Raw genomic sequence first — 17,137 nt, forward strand, 5'->3', positions numbered from 1 at the left:
TCCCCATATTGCGCCCGGGGCTACCTAGTTTCCGGTAACCGGGCTGCTTCCGTCCGGGTGGCCGCGCCGAGCTTGGCGAGGACCGCGGAGACATGGTGGTCGACCGTCTTCACGGCGATGACCAGCTCGGCGGCGATCTCGGCGTTGCTGCGGCCGGCGCGGATCAGGCCGAGGACCTCGCGCTCGCGCCGGGTCAGGCCGCGCGGGTCGGCCCGGGTCGCCGCGCGGGCGCCCGCCGGTATCGAGGTGATGCCGAGGCCGCGCATGCGCCGCCGGGTCAGCCGGGCGGCAGGTTCGCTGCCCAACTCCGTGAACAGCTCCAGCGCCGCGCGCAGGTCGGCCTCCGCCGTGCTGTCGTACAGGGCCCAGGCGGCGTCGCCGGGGCAGCCCAGGTCGGTCCACCGGCGCGCGGCCCGCGTCGGATCGCCTGCGAGCATCAGGGTGTACGCGTGCGCGTACGGGCCGGGGACGGTGTCGGCGGAGCCGGTGCGGGCCAGCCACACGGCGAGGGCACCCCGTTCCCAGGCGTCGTAGCGGGTGGCGTCGGCGGCGGCGAGTTCCTCGGCGGTCCGGCGGGCGTCGCCGTCGCGACCGGCCAGCCAGAACGCCTCCACCCGGGCGAGCCCGACGGTCGCGAGCCACTCGGGTTCGCCTGATCCCGCCGCGCCGGCCGCCGCCTCGTCGAGGCATTCCGCGGCGCCGTCCTCGCCGAGCCGGGCGCGTACCAGGCCGAGGCTCGTGAGCGCGTTGATCCGGTTGATAGGGGAGGCGACCCGGGCGAGGAGGCCGGTGGCCAGCGTCGCGGCCTCCGGCCAGCGGCCCGTCTTCTCCAGGACGCTTGTCTCCTCGCCCAGCAGGCACGTCGTGTAGACGGCGAGATCGCGCTCGGCGCAGTAGGCGTACCCCTCGTCGCGGATCTTCTCCGCGTCGGCGAAGCGGCGTTCGGCGGCGAGGAGGCTGTGCAGGTTGGTGTACGCCCGTCCGGCCGCCGCCGGCAGATCGTGGTCGAGCGCCAGGTCGAGGGAGTGGCGCAGGTCGTCGATCCAGTCCTCGCCGAGCGCCGCCGCCGCGCAGGCCGCCGAGTTGTACGCGTCGCTCAGCACCGCCGGCAGGCGCAGCCGCGTACCGAGGTCGACGGCCGATCGGGCGAGTTGTCGGGCCGCCAGGTTGTCCCGGTCGAGGGCGTGCTGGTTGGCGAGGTTCGCGTACGCCCAGGCGAGTTCGGGGCCCGGGCCGAGCGGCTCCAGCACGGCCACCGCCCGACAGGCCGCGTCCAGCGCCGCCGCGCGCCGGCACAGCCGCCAGTAGGCCCGCGACAGGCGGCGCAGCGTGTCCCCTTCGCGCCGCCGGTCGCCCACTTCGCGCCACAGTTCCAGTGCCCGTTCGCCGGCGGCGGCCGCGTCGTCCCAGCGGTCCACGAGCGCCAGTTCCTCGGCGTACGCGTCGCCCAGCCGGGCCCGGTCCGCGGCTTCTCTCCCGTCCGCCCAGCGCAGGGCCCGTTCGAGCTGCGCGGCGGCTTCCCGGTGCGAGGAGAGTTCCCGGGCGCGCGTCGCGGCCCGCTGCGCGTACACGAGCGTGTGGGGATCTTCGGCACCTTCGGCGTGGAACGCGAGCCGGGCGTCGTCGTCGCAGCCCACCTCGCGCAGCGTGGCGAGGATGCGGGCGTGCAGCGCCGGCCGGCGGTGACCGGCGATCGAGTCCTCGACGGCGCGGCGGGCGAGCTCGTGCCGGAAGCCCGCCGTGGCTGTGCCGGCCACGGGAGCGTCGGCGCGCAGCAGGCCGGCGTCGACGAGATCGTCCAGTGTGGAGCCCGCGGCCAGCTCGCGCAGCGCGACCCGGGTGCCCATGAGGGCCGCGATCTCGAGCGTCGCGCGGGCCTCGGGGCGCAACGGCGCGACGCGGGCGAGGACGGCGTCGCGGGCGGACGGCGGGACGGCGTGCAGGCCGGCCCGCAGCGCCTCGGTGACGAAGAAGGAGTTGCCGCTGGTGAGCCGGAAGAGTTCGGCGCCGTCGACGCCGCTGCCGGCGGCCAGCTCGGCGACCGCCGCGGGGGACAGGGGAGCGAGCCCGATCCGCCGGGTCGAGCGCTGCCCGGCCAGCTCCCCGAGGGCGACCCGCAGCGGGTGCGTGACCGGCAGCGCGTCGTCCCGATAGGTCACCAGCAGCAGGACGCCCAGCTGCCGCAGCCGCCGCCCGAGGAAGCGCAGCAGGTCGATCGTGGCCTCGTCGGCCCAGTGCACGTCCTCCACGACGACCGTCGCGGTGAGCTGTCTCAGCAGCGCGCCGAACAGCTCCTCGCGCGGCGCCCGGGCCCGGCACGCCGCCAGCAGCTCGCCGCCGAACTGCTCGGCGAGGTCGAACAGCGGGCCGAGCGGGCGGGGCGTGAACAGTCCGTCGCACGCGGACCAGAACCACGCCCCGCCGTGCAGTTCGGCGAACCGCTCGATCAGCGCGGACTTGCCGACGCCCGCCTCACCCGACACGAGCACCAGGCGGCCCTCGCCGCGGGCGGCGTCGGCGGCGTAGTCGGCCAGGGAGGCGAGGGGCGCCTCGCGATCGAGCAGCACCGGCCCATTGTGCGCCTCAGAACCGGTTGTACGTGATCTGCTGATAGGTGAACGACACCTGCTCGACGGGCTCCGCCCCGGCGCCGCCGCCGTTGGCGAACGAGGACACGAGCACGTTCTCCAGCGTGACCTGCAGCAGCGGCTGCCCGGTACGCCGGGCCCGTTCGACGGTCAGCACGACGTGGTCGAGGTGCGTGCCGTTCGCGGTGGCGAGGAACAGTTTCGGGCTCGCCACGTCCACGTGCTTCGTGACGTGCAGGTCCTGGAAGACGGCCTTCCCCGCGCCGCCGCCCCCACCCGTGCTCGAGCCGGAGTTGGCGACACCGAACGAGTACGACAGGATCTCGATCTCGCCCTTGTGCCGGGCGTCGGCCGAGGAGCCGGGAATGCCGTCGATCTTGAGGAAGACGGTGGGCCGGGGCGCCGCCGCGGCGGGCAGGGCGGGCGTGACGACGGTGGCCAGGGCGAGCGCGGCGGTCGCGACCAGCCGGTACAGAGTTCTCATACCCGGTGAAACGATCATCGCGGGAATTCGGCAGGTCTCATGCCCGGCCGTCGAGCATCAGCCGCCCCGCCCGGTCGAAATGCCCGAGGTCCCCGGTCGGCACGAGCGCGCCGCCCGGCTGCCACCCTCCCACGTGGACGGCGCCGACCTCGCCCGGCGGCAGCCGGTCACCCCGCTGATCCAGCACGGCCAGCCGGATGCCCCGCGGCGCCCGGCCCACGGTGCCCGGCGCGGCCCGCAGATCCGCGGGCGTCGCCATCGCGGCCCAGCCCGCCTCGGTCGAGCCGAACAGGTTGAACACCCGGTCCCCGAACACCTCCAGCAACCGCGCCGACAGTTCCGCCGTCAGCGGCTCGGCGCCCGTGACGATCCGCGTACGCGCGGGCAGCCGGTCGGCGCCCGGCAGCGCCGCCAGCACCGCGAGCTGCTCCGGAAGGGCGAAGAACGCGGTCGGCTCGTGCTCGACCGCGAGGGCGAGCGCGCCCGCGAGATCGTTGCCCGGCGCCAGGATGACGGGTGCCCCGAGCGCCAGCCCGGCGGCCAGGTACGTCAGCCCGTAACCGTGGTAGGCGGGCGTGGCGACCAGGATCGGCCGGCCGCGCCGGATCGGGATGTGCCGCAGGTGGGCCAGGGCCGGGCCGATGACGGAACTCCAGGAGACGTCCGCGCGTACGCCTCGCGGGGTGCGGGTCGTCCCCGAGGTGAGCACCGTCAGGCGGCCGGGGACCCGGGGCCGCTCGGGTGCCGGACCGTGCAGCGTGGACCAGGTCTGATCGTCCGCGACGACCGGCACGTCGGTGTGGTGGTCCGGCGATGACATCGAGTCGGCGGCACCGGTCCCGCCGGAGGCGTGCCGCAGGGCAGCCGAACCGCGGGGGAGGAGCACCGCGTCGGCGCCGAGGAGCCCGGCGGCGGCCGCGGCGACCACCAGGCCGCGGTGGCTGCCGCACCGGATGCCCACCCGGTCGCGTTCCTGGATGCCGAACGTCTCGACCAGCCCGCCCGCGCAGTCCCGGGCGGCGGCCCGCAGCTCGCCCCGGGTGAGCGTGCCGAACCGGTCGATGAGGGCGACCTCGCGGTCCCGGCCGCTCGCGAGCGCGGCGGCGAGCGTCCAGCCGTAGCGGCGGCTCGCGAGCAGCAGCCGGGCCAGCCGCACGGGACCCGTTGGCGGCCGCGCGGGCTGCCAGGACAGCAGGCGCTCGACCGTACCCTTGAACGCGTGGGCGATCACCTCGCCGGGCCGCGTCCACCACGCCTGCAACGTCCGGGGCCGCCGGGCGATCGCGCGGCAGACCGCCCCGGCCGCCTCCTCCGCCGACATCGCGGGCATCCGGCCCAGGTACGCCGTCGGGGCGCTCATCCGGGTGCGTACGAGTCCACTGTAGAAGGTGCTGACGGTGACGCCGTCCCGCCGCAGTTCCGGAACCGCGCAGCGCAGCCACACGTCGAACGCCGTCTTCGAGGCCAGATAGGCCGACCAGTTCGGGGCGGGCGTGAACACCCCGGCCGTCGACACGTTGACGATGTGGCCCGCCCCCGCCGTACGCATCGCCGGCAGCAACGTCAGCAGCAGCTGCACAGGACCGAGATAGTTCAGGTCGGCCGTGCGTACGACGTCGTGGAACCGGTCGGCGGTGTCGGCGACGGAGCGGCGGATCGACCGCCCGGCGTTGGACACGACCACGTCGACCCGCCGATGCTCGCGGAGGATGTCCATTCCCAGCCGCTCGGCCTGCTCCGGCCGGGACAGATCGACGGCGTAGACGTGGGCGGTTCCGCCCGTTCGTCGGATCTCCATCGCCACCTCGTCCAGGCGGTCACGGGTCCGGGCGGCGAGCAGCACGGTCGCGCCCGCGCGGCCCAGGCGGCGGGCGGTCGCGGCGCCGATCCCCTCCGAGGCGCCGGTCACGAGGATGATCTTTCCCTGCACCGCTTTCGCCAGCGCGGCGTCGGAGACGCCCCGGATCGCGATGCCCGCGGCGACCTTGAGGGGGTTGGCCATGCGGGGATTGTCGCAACCCCCGCCCAGCGCGGCGAGCCTCCGTCGGCCCGAGATCCCGTTCGGATCGGGGAAATCACCCGAATCTTGGGCCAAGATGACGTGCCAAACCCTGATCCAAACGGGATCTTGCGCGATGGATCGCGCCGTCGACTCCGCCGCCGCCGAGCAGCGCCTCGTTGGCGGCGGTGACGATGGCGTCGACCTGCTCACGGGTGATGTCGCCACGAACGATTTCGATGTCCACCGCTCCCAGTGTCCTCTCAGTCGATGATCGTTAGACGGATCATGAACGCAACCGTAGAACTCCATGACCACGATCCGCCCGGCTCGCGTACGGCCCGCCGGTGGCCGGCCAGGGGAGATCTCCCGGCGTCCCTGGTGGTCGTCCTGGTCGCCCTGCCATTGTCCCTCGGGATCGCGGTCGCCTCGGGCGCGCCGCCCGCCGCCGGTCTCGTCGCCGCGATCGTCGGCGGCCTGGTCGCCGGCGCGGTCGGCGGCTCGGCCGTCCAGGTCAGCGGGCCGTCCGCCAGCCTGACCGTGATCATCGCCCAGACCGTCGTCACCTTCGGGTGGCCCGCCACGTGCGCGATCGTCGTCGGCGCCGGGCTCGTCCAGCTCGCGCTCGGTCTCCTGCGCGTCGCGCCGATCGCCATGATCGTCTCGCCCGCGGTGGTGCACGGCATGCTCGCCGGCCTCGGCGCGGTCATCGTCCTCGCGCAGATCCACATCGTCCTCGGCGCTACGCCCGAGGCCTCGCCGCTGGTCAACCTGCGCCGCCTGCCGGACCAGATCATGCGCCACCACGGCCAGGCCGTCGCGGTCGGCGTACTGACGCTGGTGGTCCTGCTGCTCTGGCGGCGTGTTCCCCGCGCCGGCACGATCCTGCCCGCGCCGCTGGCCGCCATCGCCGTCGCCACCGCGGCCGCCGCGCTCCTGGATCTCGACATCGCCCGGGTACGCCTGACGGGGCAGATCTTCACCGTCGCCTGGCCGGCGTGGCCGTCCGACCTCGCCGGTGCGGCCGTCGCGGCGGTCAGCATCGCCCTGGTCGGCAGCGTCGAGTCGCTCATGTGCGCGGTGGCCGTCGACCGGCTGCATTCGGGACCGCGGACGAATCTGAACCGGGAGCTGATCGGGCAGGGGAGCGCCAACGTCGTCACCGGTCTCGCCGGCGGTCTGCCCGTCGCCGGGGTCATCGTCCGCTCGACGACCAACGTCCGGGCGGGTGCGCGTACGCGCTGGTCGGCGATCTTCCACGGGGCCTGGATCCTGCTGCTGGTGACCTTCGCCCGGCCGATCCTGGAACTGGTACCGCTGCCGAGTCTCGCGGCCCTGCTCGTCTACACCGGGGTCCGCATGATCGACCTCGCCCACGCTCGCCAGGTACGCAAGCACCGCGAGACGCTCATCTACGTGGCGACCGGCGCGGCCGTGGTCGCCTTCGGGCTGCTGGAGGGCGTCCTCGCCGGCGTGATCGCGGCCGTCCTGCTGGCCCTGTGGCGGCTCACCCGCGTACGCCCGGTCGTGGAGGAACACGACGGCACGTGGCGGATGTCCGTCGGCGGCCTGCTGACGTTCCTGTCGGTGCCGGCGTTGAACCGGGCGCTGCGGGCGATCCCGCCGGGCGTACCGGTCGACGTCGAGCTGCACGCCTACTACCTCGACCACGCCGCGGTCACCGCCCTGCACGACTGGCACACCGCCCACGAACGGTCCGGCGGCCAGGTCGCGATCCACGAGGTGCACCACGCCTGGTACCGCGACGCCGTCGCCGGGCGGCACCTGCCGACGGCGGTCACCGCGCCCGCCCCGCTGGACGTGCACCGGCGGCCGGCCGCGCCCTCGCGTACGCCCGACGATCTGATCCGGGGCGCGCACGCGTTCCACCGGCACGCGCGTACGCATGTCGCGAAGCTTCTCGCGGACCTCGCCGACGCCGGGCAGCGACCGGCCCACCTGTTCATCGCGTGCGCGGACTCGCGCGTGGTGCCGAACCTGATCACGGCGACCGCGCCGGGCGACCTCTTCACGGTGCGCAACATCGGCAACGTCGTGGCCCGGTACGCCCAGCCCGCCGCGGACCCGTCGATGCACGCGGCGCTGGACTATGCCCTCGACGTGCTGAACGTCAGCACGATCACGGTGTGCGGCCATTCGCACTGCGGCGCGGTGCAGGCGGCGGGCCGGCGCAGCGCACCGACGGCGGGCCTGCTGCGCTGGCTCGACCACGTACGCCACGCGCGCGGCGGCGGCGTGCTGCCCGGCCAGCACAACGTGCTGCAGCAGCTGGAGAACCTGCGCGGCTACCCCGCGGTGGCGGCCCGGCTCGCGCGCGGCGACCTGCACCTGGTCGGGATGTACTTCGACCTGGCCACCAGCCGCATCCACGTGCTCGACCCGGTGACCGGCCGGTTCGCCGCGGTGGCCGCATAGCCCACGGGCGTACGCCCGCCGGACCACCCGGTCCGGCGGGCGGGTCCCCAGCCGCCGGTACGCCGATTGTCAACCGGGGTTTTCCCTGTGGCCGCACGGCGTACGACCGCCGGCCAGCGGCGCGTCTCCACTGTGGTCCGTGGTCCGATGTCGGTGCGGCCCCGGCCGGGCAGCTTCGATCGGGTGCAGATCAAGACGTTCCCGGGCCGCGTCGCCGCGGCGGTACTCGCCCTCGAGGTTCTCGCGGTCACCTGCTTCGCGTTCGCGTGGCGGCCGCTCGACCTGTGGATCTACGTGCTCGGCGGCCGCGCGGTCGGCGATGACGCCACCCTCTACACCCAGCAGCAGGCCGAGCACTGGTTCACCTACCCGCCCTTCGCCGCGATCCTCTTCGACCCGCTGTCGGCCCTGCCCTTCCTCGGCGTACGCGTCGCCTGGGAACTGGCCTGCGTCGCCGCACTGGCCTGGGTGATCGTCGTGGCGGGCCGGCTCGCGGGCCGGCAACTGCCGGTCGTGCCGCTGCTGGCGGCGGCGCTGATCCTGGAGCCGGTCTGGCACACCCTCTTCCTCGGCCAGGTCAACCTGTTCCTGCTCGCGCTCATCCTCACCGACGTCTGGCTGGTGTCCCGCGGCCGCTGCGGCGGCTTCCTCATCGGCGCGGCCGCCGCGATCAAACTGACCCCCGCCATCTTCATCGTCTTCCTGCTCCTCGGCCGCCGCTACCGGGCCGCCGCGATCGCCTCGTCGACCTTCGTCGCATGTGGACTGGTCGCGTACCTCGCCGCCCCCGCCGCCTCCCGCCTCTACTGGTCCGGCCTGTTCCGCGACACCACCCGCGTCGGCGCCTCCTACATCGGCAACCAGTCCCCGTTCGGCGCGCTCAACCGCCTCCTCGACATGCACGTCGGCTCCTGGTACCTGGCGATCCCGCTGTTCTTCGGCCTCGGCGGCCTGCTCGTCGCCCGCGCGTACCTGCGGCGCGGCGACTGGCTCACCGCCGCGGTCGCCACCGGCGTCACCGGCCTGCTCGTCTCGCCGATCTCCTGGACCCACCACTGGATCTGGGTCGTGCCCGCCCTGCTCGTCCTGCTCCTGCGCGGCGCCCACCGCTGGGCGGCGCTCGGATTCCTCGTGTACGCGCTCGCGCCGATGTGGTTCACCCCGCACGACGGCGGTCCCGGCGAGTACGGTCCGCACGGGCTGATCACGCTCATCGCCAACAGCTACCTGCTGGCGGGAGTGGCGTTCCTGGGGTACCTGGGCTGGACGCTGCGCTCCGACACGAGCCTGGCGGGGCGCGTACCGGCCTCCTCGGCATCGTCGGGCTCCTCGACCGTGGAGAAGGTGCCGGCCGCCCTGTAATCCGTCAGTCCGAGTACGTGGTTCGCGTCGGTGAAGTCATGAGGTGTGGGCAATGGCGAGCATCTCGATGATTTCGTTGGCGGTTGACTCCAGGACGACGGCGTTCTGCAGGTCGATGATCACCAGCGCGGTGGTCGGGTCAAGGGCGGTGACAGTCATGGATTCTGCCTCTCGGTAGCGGCGGTTCGACCGCGGCATCTGATGTGTGGCTCGGTGCTATTGCTGTTGCTGTCGTGGGTCTATGCGTCGGCCGGCTGTCGGTAGCCTCCCTGCTTGGCGTCGAGTGGAACGCCTGCCTGCGGATGGGCGCCGGCCGTCGCCAGATCAAACGCGGGTAGGGGTGCCGAATCCGGGCGGCGGGGAAGCAGCAGCGGGCTGGCGAGGATGAGCAGTCCCGCGACCGCGAGGGCCGTGCGTGCACTGGTGATTTCGGCGAGCAGTCCGCCGAGCGCGCTGAGGATGGCGATGGAAGCGCTGCTGCTGACCGACCAGGCGGACAGGGTGCGGGCGGTGCGGTCTTCGGGTGTGTGTTCCAGCCGGTAGGTCGTGAGCACTGGGTTGTACAGGCTCATGCTGACAATGATCGCGAACTCGACCGCGATCACTGTGATGAGACCGATAACGCTGGGCCGGACGAAGGCGAGGCCGATCAGCCAGACCGCGCGCAGCGTACCGACGGTACGGAGGACGCGGTATTGGCCGTACCGGGACACGACACGAGGTGCCAGGCGCGAGCCGATGAGTCCGCCGATGCACGGGGCAGCGAACGCCAGGCCGTACTGCCAGGGTCGGAAGTCGAGTTCGCCGAGCAGTAGCACGGCCAACAGCGGTTCAGTGGCCATGATCAGCCCGCCGACGACCAGCTGGTTGAGGTACAGCGCCCGCAGGCCGGGATGAGTCAGGAGATGCCGCCAGCCCTCGAGCAGCTCGCCAAGCCCGACCCGGTGCTTGTCGGTGCGCCGCGGATGTTCCTCACCTCCACGGATCGCGGTGATGCCCAGCGCGGAGAGCAGGTAGCTGAACCCGTCGGCCACGATGGTGGCTACCGGCCCGAACAGGCCGACCACGGCCCCGCCCAGCGGCGGCCCGACCGCGATGGAGCTCCACGTGGTCGCCTCGAACCGTGCGCTGGCCAGGAGCAGTTCATCCGCCCGGACGAGTGCCTTGACGTAGGTGCCGCCGGCCGCGTTGAAGGCGATCTTCGCAGCGGCGACCACGGCCGAGACGACCAGCAACTGCACGAAGGTCAGCCGCCCGACGGCGTACGCGATGGGGATCGTCAGCATGACCGCGAACCGGGCCAGGTCCATCGCGATCATCACCGGCCGCTTGCGGTGAAACTCCACCCACGGCCCGAGCGGCAGCGCGATCAGCGCACCCACGGCCGGACCCACCGCGGACAGCGCGGACACCTGAGCGGGGCTGACCCGCAGCACCAGCACGGCGATCAGCGGCAACGCGCCGAACCCCAGCCCAGAGCCATAGGCGCTGACCGCGTACGCCGCCCACAGCCATCCGAACTGCCGACCCAGGGATCGTCTCGCCACGCCCCCACACCTCCCGCTGAGAACAACTCACCGTTGATCGCGGTGATCAAAGCAAGGGCAGGTATCGCGGATCAAACAACTGAGCGATCCGCGAGCCACAACCAACGGTTGTTGCAATAGGCTCCGGTGTGTGGATCTCGATGCCGTACGCACCTTCATCGCCGCCGCGGATGCCGGCCAGTTCCAAGACGCCGCCGCCGCACTGACGATCACCCAGCAGGCCGTGTCCAAACGCATCGCCGCGCTGGAGAAGGACCTGGAAGTACGGCTGTTCGCCCGTACGGCCCGCGGCGCCCAACTCACGATCGACGGCCAGGCATTCCTACCCCACGCCCGGGAACTGCTCCGGGTGGAAGCGCGCGCCGACGCTTCCGTGCGCCCCGGTCGGCGAGCGCTCCGCATCGACGTCCATAGTCGACGGATCGCGTCGGCGGTGTTACTGCAGGACTTCCACCGGGCGCATCCGCGCATCGAGCTCGATGTGGTGACCCTCGATGCCGACGTCCATGCCGCGACCGCCGCCGTCGAGGCGGGCGCGGTCGACGCCACCTTCCACGCCGTCACCGTCCCCGCGCGCCAGCTACCAGACGGGATCAGCGCCGCCCGCGTGATCGATGAGCACCACGAGATCCTCGTCGGGCCACGCCATCCGCTCGCCGGCGCCCGCACCGTCACGCCCGCACAGCTTGCCGACCACCGCATCTGGATGCCCGGCATGGCCGTCGGCACCGAGTGGGCCGCCTACTATGACGAACTCGCCGCCGCGTTCGGCCTCACGATCGACCTCGTCGGGCCGGTCTTCGGAAACGAGGCGTTGATGGCCGAGATCGCCGAGTCCCCCCGATTGGCGACGTTGGTCGGCGAACGCTCGCGATACTTGTGGCCGGACAGCTACGACCTGCGACGCATACCGGTACGCGACCCGGCACCGGTCTACCCCATTTCACTGATCTGGCGCGACGACAACCCGCATCCCGCACTCAGCAGCCTTCGCGACTACCTCGGCTCCGCACGGGCGGAAGCAACCGAGGAGAAGGTGTGGATGCCGACGTGGGCACAGCGTCCAGCTCCAACTTCGTGAAGCTGTTCGGGCCGGCGACGTTTCGGCGGCCGGGCTGTCATCGGTCGAGGGCTGACAGGCTAATTTGCTGGGATGAGTCTTCTTGATGATGTGGCGAAGCGTGACGGCTGGCGATGCTGGGTGTGCGACGAGCCGGTCGATGCCGACATGTCGGTGAACGACCCGCGTGGTCCCAGCGTCGACAGTCGTACCGCCGACCGGAAGGCCAAGGTCGTCGAGCGGCTCGCGCACCGTGCCTGCAACACCCGCAAGGGGGCGGTCAAGGTGGTCATCGCATGGCCGGACCGTCTGCACGTGGTGGAGCCCGCGCCGCTGATCGCCGTTGCGGAGCGTCTGGAACGCAAGGGCGGTCGCGAGCTGGTCGCCCGCTGTCCGAGCCGGAAGGACGCCCAGGAGACTGCGGACTGGCTGGTGGACCGATTCTCTCGGCTGGTGCCCGGACTGCCGGTGACCGCGAGCGTCGAGGCCGGCGGTGGCCAGTTTCTCGTCGCCCTGGCCGCCGGCCGCCGCTGACCGGTGACCTGTCAGCCGGACGTACGCAACGCGCTCAACAGGCCATCGTCGTGACTTGGACCAAACGACCCGCCTGCCAACATCCACTGGGCAACCCGCAGCGGCTCAGTGGATGGCACAGCCGAACGACTCGTGGCAGATTGAGTGTGTTCGGACCGCCTCGTACTGATCGCCTGGCGATGGCGGCTGGGCAGCGACCGGCGTTGGGCCAATGCCGGTTGGGGTTGGCGTTTCTGGCTTTGGGAGCGGGTTCCGGCTGCACAAGTCGATCTCTGGCGGCTCCGATCGGGAACGAGTAGTGGCGCCGGCTGAGCCGATCAAGCAGCAGGCGGCCGTTACGGTCGGTGACTGCTCGCCGGAAGGCACCGATCAAGACCAGCGTGTCCGGATCTGCCAATGATCGTGCGCGCTTTCGCGGATCCCCAGAGAATTGTTCTGGGCGTGTCGGATCCGGGACGAGTCCTTCGTAGTAGAGGTGAAAGCCACTATGACCGCGAAGCAGGAGGGCACTGCCATGACCGCCATCTACACCTGGGACGTCTTCTCCACCCTCGATGGCTACGGCTCGTTCGCCGAGGGTGCCGACTGGGGCGGCTATTGGGGCAAGCAAGGCCCCGAGTTGCTCGAACACCGCGCTGCCCTGTTCGACACGCAGCAGCGGATGGTTTACGGGGCCACCAGCTTCCGGGAGATGGCTGAGATCATGTCCTCGGGCGTCGACCCCAACGCGCTCGACGAATGGAACGTCCGGACGATGCGCATGCCAGCGACGGTCATCTCCTCCACGTTGCAGGACACACTCGGCTGGCCGGACGCGACCATCGTGAGCGGCGACGCGGTGGACATCGTCGGCCGGCTCAAGGAACAGTCGGACGTGCCGCTCCGCTCACAGGCCAGCCTTTCGCTGAACTGGGCGCTGATGGCCGCCGGGCTGGTCGACCGCCTCCAGGTGACCATCTTCCCCGTCATCTCCGGACGGACCGGGACGAGCCCCATTCTCGGGGGCGCGGGCGACTTCGACCTCGATCTGCTCGAGAGCCGGACGCTCGATGGCCATACCCAGGAACTCATCTATCGCCCGACTGCCCGCTGACGGGTGTCCTCGCGCTCAGATCACCGACCTGCGCTCGCTTCGGCGCGCGCGGATCTGCCGTGTGTCGCGTGGTGGGGCAGGGTGCGCCGAGCGGAATATCGAGCCGCTGGGTGCCCGGCGGGTAGATGTGGAGCTGTTCGTGCGCTGGCTGCAGGGGGTTCGCCAGTTCAAGCCTTCCACATTGTCGCGGCGGGTGTCGGTGGTGAGGTGCTTCTATCGCACCTGTGTGATCGATACCGTGCTGGAGTCGTCGCCGGCCGCGTACGTGCGCCGACCCTCCGCCCCGGCCGAGTCTCCCACTCTGGGCCTGTCGCATCTGCAGTTCGAAGCGATGATCGTCGCCGGGCGCACGTCGCAGAACCAGCACGACTTCGCACTCGTCGCGATGCTGGGCCTGCTCGGCTCGCAGATCTTCGAAGCATGCGGCAGCGACATCGCCGACCTCGGCGATGAACACGGACACCGCGTCCTGCGCGTCCGCGGCAAAGGCGGAGAGTCGCCCTCATGCCACTGCCGCCAGCGGTAGGCCGAGCCATCGACACGGCCGTTGGTGACCGCGCCTGCGGGCCGATCCTGCTCAGCCTCCTGGGTACCCGCATGGACCGCCACTGCGCCACCCGGAGGCTCCGGGCCCTCGCCGCTACGGCCGGAGTCCGCATGCCGCGGCTGCACCCGCACATGCTGCGCCACACCTTCGTGACCACCATGCTCGGGGGAATCCAGCGTCCGTCTCCGCGACGTCCAGATCGCCGCCCGCCAGGCCGACCCCAAAACCATCATGCGCTACGACCGAGCCCGCAAAACCTCGACCGCCACCCCAACTACATCCTCACCGCATTCATGGCCACCGGCACATGAACCGCTCTCACGTGTCGATGATCGTACGATGCGGTCGCGCGGCTATTGTCAAATAGTGCGCGTGCAGCTCGACGGGACCCAGATCCGCACGGAAGCCGATTTCCATCGGCACGTCGCGGCGCTTCTGGACTTCGGCCCCTACTACGGGCATAACTTGGATGCATTGTGGGACCGGCTGAGCACTGATGTCCCCCGTCCGGTGCACCTGATCTGGGCTGCGCTCACGAGAGCCGCCGCGCCATGGGAACAACGGCTTTCGACCGAATCGACCGTATCCTGCGAGCGGTCGCCGACCAGGACGCGACTTGGGGTTGGACCGACCGCTTCACCTACGAACTCCTGTAAGGCCGTCCGATCGTTCGAGAACCCGCTCGCTTCTGCCGAGATCCGGATACTGCGACAATCGCCGAGTGAACAGCGGCGCTCAGGGTTCACTCGGTGGCGGCTTGGCGCGGGCGGGTGGCGTGTTCGAGGACGACGCGCTCATCGGCCGGGTGAATCGGGCGTTGCAGAGCGTGTAGTCGCGTCTGGAGTCGCTGCCCGCAGTGACGCGTTCTGGTCTCGCACTAACCAACGGACGACGTGGTACAAGGTCGAAGACTTCGAGTGACATTCAGGTGACCTACGTCGATGTCCGATGGATCTCCAGGTTGGTGATCACGGCGAGGGTGGCAGGCAAGTCGGACAGCAGGCGGAGGTAGCCGGTGGCCAGTGGTACATGCTCAGCAAGGTGGCGATTAGCTGCTCGGGAACGGTGATCAGCGTATCGGGAGGCCAACGAAATTCCGTGTCAACCGGGGGCCGCGGCCAGCCGGTACCTTCTCGTGAGGTCGACGTGGGGAGGGTTCATGGCTGACGGTGTGGAGTTCGAGGAGTTCGTGCGCACACGCTCACACCACTTGCTGCGGCTGGCCTACGCGCTGACGGGGGATCACGCTCTGGCCGAGGATCTGCTGCAGACCGCGCTGGCGCGATCGTGGTCGGCGTGGCGGCGGGTGAACGGCGATCCGGAACCCTACGTCCGGCGTGTGCTTGTCAATACGTTCAACAGCTGGTGGGGCCGACGTTGGCGCGGCGAACTACCCACGGAGACCTTGCCTGAACGCGTCGCCGCCGGGCCGCCGTCCGCCGTCGAGGACCGCGACGAAGTCCGGCGGGCGTTGCTGCGGTTGCCGCGTCAACAGCGAGCCGTCGTGGTACTGCGATTCCTCGAAGATTTGAGCGAGGCCCAGACCGCCGAGTTGCTCGGAATCACACCGGGGGCGGTCAAGACGCACTCCTCGCGAGCACTGGCCCGGCTGCGGCTGGACCCCAGCCTGACCGCGCTGCCGGAGACGGCGCCGGCGGGGACCGAACGAGTGGTTGCCGTCCGTGAGCGGATCTCGCAGCGCCGCCGGGCTCGAGTCCTCACGATCGGTGCGGCCTGCGCTGTCGTACTCGCCCTCATCCTCGGGTACGCCCTCGCCCCGGACGTCTTCCATAGGAGTTTGCCACCAGCCGAGCGGAAGATCGGCGTGTTCTCCGAGTACGAACGCGGCTACCACATTGTGGCGATGAAGTCCGCGCCGCTCTCCGAAACGGGCCGAGTCACGATCACCTGGCGCCTGGAGTCTCTAGACTACGTTCTGCGTTACTTCTGCCAGCTGAACCCAAAGGCCACGCGCGTCTTCGTGGCGTTGGAGATCGAGGAGTCGCGCATCGGCGGCGCTGAGTGCGGCGACACTCCGGGACCCGGGCCGGGACAGGCCGACTATCCGTTGACGGGCTTTCTGGCAGACCACCGCTATGCGGTCGGCGACGAGGTGACCGGAACGCTGGTCTTGTACGACAGTGAGGGTCCGCTGCCCACGCGGGGCACGATGGCCGTCGCCGTAGGTGTCGCCGTGCCGTTGGACCAATACCCATTGCCCGCCCGCCCGAAGAACCTCAAGCCGCTGGAGCACACTCCGATCAACGAACTCTCCGCCAGCGGGACGATGGTGACGGCGTCTGGTCCACACTCGACAGAGGTCATGTGGGAGGGCGGTTTGGTCGTGAAGGCGCGTAGTCAGACGCCCGGCACGCTGCACGTCATCGTCGACGGAGTCGAGGTGGGTCTGCTGTCCTGGTGGGACTACCGGCAAGGCTCGTGGTTCTGGGACCTCACACCGGCAGATGCCCGGAGGGCGGGCCTGAGCCTCACGGAGGACCGCCAGATTACTATCGCGCTGGTTCCGCAGTTCATGTCCGGCGACTGGTACGCATACTTACAGACGTGAAAAGACCCATCGCGGGGGATGCAGACGAGTCCTGGCTCTCGCCGAGTCGGACTTTGTACGACGCCCTGGCCCGAGCCGGCGTGAAGACCGTCTCTGCTGCTCGGATCGAGGCTTGCGACCAGCCGTGCGGGGACAAGGTCTGTGTTCCCGCACGGCTGGTCGGTAGACCCCCGGGACCCGCCCACCGGCGGCGACCAGCGTGATGCGCGCCGTGCTGGCCCGCTGGTGACGGTGATGGCGATGTCGCTCAGGAAGTACCCACGAAACCGCTCAAGGTCTATGCGCACCTCAAGTTCGTTACTCGACGCTGCTCGGTGAGATGCCCGAACCCTAGGTTGATCGACTCGTGATGTCTCAAGTGGACACGACGGCCGAGCGGGCGTAGATCACCTGGTCTATGACAACAACAGAGATCCTCGCCGACTGGCCGTCGCGGGTAGAGATTATGACGGGCCTGGCCAGCGATCAAGTCGACCGGCACGTGCGGACGTATATGCCGGCGGGGGCCTGGATCCGGCGCGTAGCCGTGCGGTCGGCGCGTACCGCGCGGTCCTGGTCGTGCTGCTAAAGCTGCGCCACAATGTGTCCCAGGCGCTGATTGCCGAGCTGTTCGGCTGTTCCCAGCCCACTGTCTCGCGGCTGATCGGCCGGATCATGCCGATCATCACCGCCGCGCTGACCCCGACTGCCGACGCCGCGGCCAAGCGGGACCTGCGCTCCATCGTGCGTGTCGACGGGTTTCTCGTCCCCCACGGGCAACTGGCGCAAGAACACGTTCACCTCGGGCATGTACTCCGGTTGTGAAGATGGGCATGCCGTCGCGGGCACCGGTTTGACTCGTACTCTGGTTGGCCCTCGGTGCCTTGCGTTTGATCTGTCGACCGGGTCTCGCGACGGCGTGGTTGCCGCCGGACCAGT

Annotated in this window: 13 protein-coding genes and 2 pseudogenes; 9 read left to right on the forward strand and 6 right to left on the reverse strand. The window is 70.6% G+C overall.

The window, feature by feature from the left end; genetic code table 11:
• Nucleotides 1-20: 20 nt before the first annotated feature.
• The 4 genes and pseudogenes from G401_RS58305 to G401_RS54700 form a co-directional block, all read right to left on the reverse strand.
• Nucleotides 21-2,567 (reverse strand): ATP-binding protein, encoded by a 2,547-nt coding sequence (locus G401_RS58305; RefSeq protein WP_051366661.1) that lies wholly within the window; start codon nt 2,565-2,567, stop codon nt 21-23.
• 16 nt (nt 2,568-2,583) lie between these two features.
• Nucleotides 2,584-3,072, reverse strand: coding sequence for an Hcp family type VI secretion system effector (locus tag G401_RS45680; RefSeq protein ID WP_051366662.1), 489 nt, complete (start codon nt 3,070-3,072; stop codon nt 2,584-2,586).
• Nucleotides 3,073-3,109: 37 nt separating this feature from the next.
• Entirely contained in the window at nt 3,110-5,074 is a 1,965-nt protein-coding gene (locus G401_RS54085) for an SDR family NAD(P)-dependent oxidoreductase (protein ID WP_064741765.1), read from the reverse strand.
• Between the two features lie 127 nt (nt 5,075-5,201).
• Nucleotides 5,202-5,318, reverse strand: a pseudogene (locus G401_RS54700) (macro domain-containing protein); the annotation flags it as partial.
• Between the two features lie 41 nt (nt 5,319-5,359).
• On the opposite strand from G401_RS54700, the gene G401_RS45690 reads away from it, so the two are divergent.
• Nucleotides 5,360-7,507: a SulP family inorganic anion transporter gene (locus G401_RS45690; protein WP_084557192.1), complete on the forward strand. Its 2,148-nt coding sequence runs from the start codon at nt 5,360-5,362 to the stop codon at nt 7,505-7,507.
• Nucleotides 7,508-7,594: 87 nt separating this feature from the next.
• Nucleotides 7,595-8,869 carry a glycosyltransferase 87 family protein gene (locus G401_RS45695; RefSeq protein ID WP_051366663.1) on the forward strand — a complete coding sequence of 425 codons (1,275 nt, stop codon included), beginning with the start codon at nt 7,595-7,597 and terminating at the stop codon, nt 8,867-8,869.
• A gap of 36 nt (nt 8,870-8,905) precedes the next feature.
• On the opposite strand, the gene G401_RS58310 is transcribed toward G401_RS45695, so the two are convergent.
• Together G401_RS58310 and G401_RS45700 are read right to left on the reverse strand one after the other, a co-directional pair.
• On the reverse strand, nt 8,906-9,028 hold the full coding sequence (locus G401_RS58310) for a hypothetical protein (RefSeq protein WP_281174176.1): 123 nt from the start codon (nt 9,026-9,028) through the stop codon (nt 8,906-8,908).
• Between the two features lie 80 nt (nt 9,029-9,108).
• Nucleotides 9,109-10,416, reverse strand: a complete 1,308-nt coding sequence (locus G401_RS45700) for an MFS transporter (protein ID WP_051366664.1) — start codon at nt 10,414-10,416, stop codon at nt 9,109-9,111.
• A gap of 130 nt (nt 10,417-10,546) precedes the next feature.
• Here G401_RS45700 and G401_RS0114380 point away from each other — a divergent pair, with 130 nt between their 5' ends.
• From G401_RS0114380 to G401_RS56725, 7 genes and pseudogenes are all read left to right on the forward strand, one after another.
• Nucleotides 10,547-11,497, forward strand: coding sequence for a LysR family transcriptional regulator (locus G401_RS0114380; protein ID WP_027343043.1), 951 nt, complete (start codon nt 10,547-10,549; stop codon nt 11,495-11,497).
• Nucleotides 11,498-11,569: 72 nt separating this feature from the next.
• On the forward strand, nt 11,570-12,010 hold the full coding sequence (locus G401_RS0114385) for a hypothetical protein (protein ID WP_027343044.1): 441 nt from the start codon (nt 11,570-11,572) through the stop codon (nt 12,008-12,010).
• Between the two features lie 487 nt (nt 12,011-12,497).
• Nucleotides 12,498-13,103: a dihydrofolate reductase family protein gene (locus G401_RS0114390; RefSeq protein WP_245601720.1), complete on the forward strand. Its 606-nt coding sequence runs from the start codon at nt 12,498-12,500 to the stop codon at nt 13,101-13,103.
• A gap of 127 nt (nt 13,104-13,230) precedes the next feature.
• A complete protein-coding gene (locus G401_RS56720) occupies nt 13,231-13,629 on the forward strand; it encodes a site-specific integrase (RefSeq protein ID WP_211240740.1) in 399 nt (132 codons plus the stop codon).
• A 360-nt stretch (nt 13,630-13,989) separates the two neighbouring features.
• Nucleotides 13,990-14,184: pseudogene (locus G401_RS57675) on the forward strand (barstar family protein); the annotation flags it as partial.
• Between the two features lie 625 nt (nt 14,185-14,809).
• Nucleotides 14,810-16,219 (forward strand): SigE family RNA polymerase sigma factor, encoded by a 1,410-nt coding sequence (locus tag G401_RS54090; protein WP_064741766.1) that lies wholly within the window; start codon nt 14,810-14,812, stop codon nt 16,217-16,219.
• 558 nt (nt 16,220-16,777) lie between these two features.
• Nucleotides 16,778-17,023 carry a helix-turn-helix domain-containing protein gene (locus tag G401_RS56725; RefSeq protein WP_027343047.1) on the forward strand — a complete coding sequence of 82 codons (246 nt, stop codon included), beginning with the start codon at nt 16,778-16,780 and terminating at the stop codon, nt 17,021-17,023.
• Nucleotides 17,024-17,137 lie beyond the last annotated feature (114 nt).

The sequence above is a fragment of the Hamadaea tsunoensis DSM 44101 genome (genome assembly GCF_000428945.1).
Lineage (GTDB): Bacteria > Actinomycetota > Actinomycetes > Mycobacteriales > Micromonosporaceae > Hamadaea > Hamadaea tsunoensis.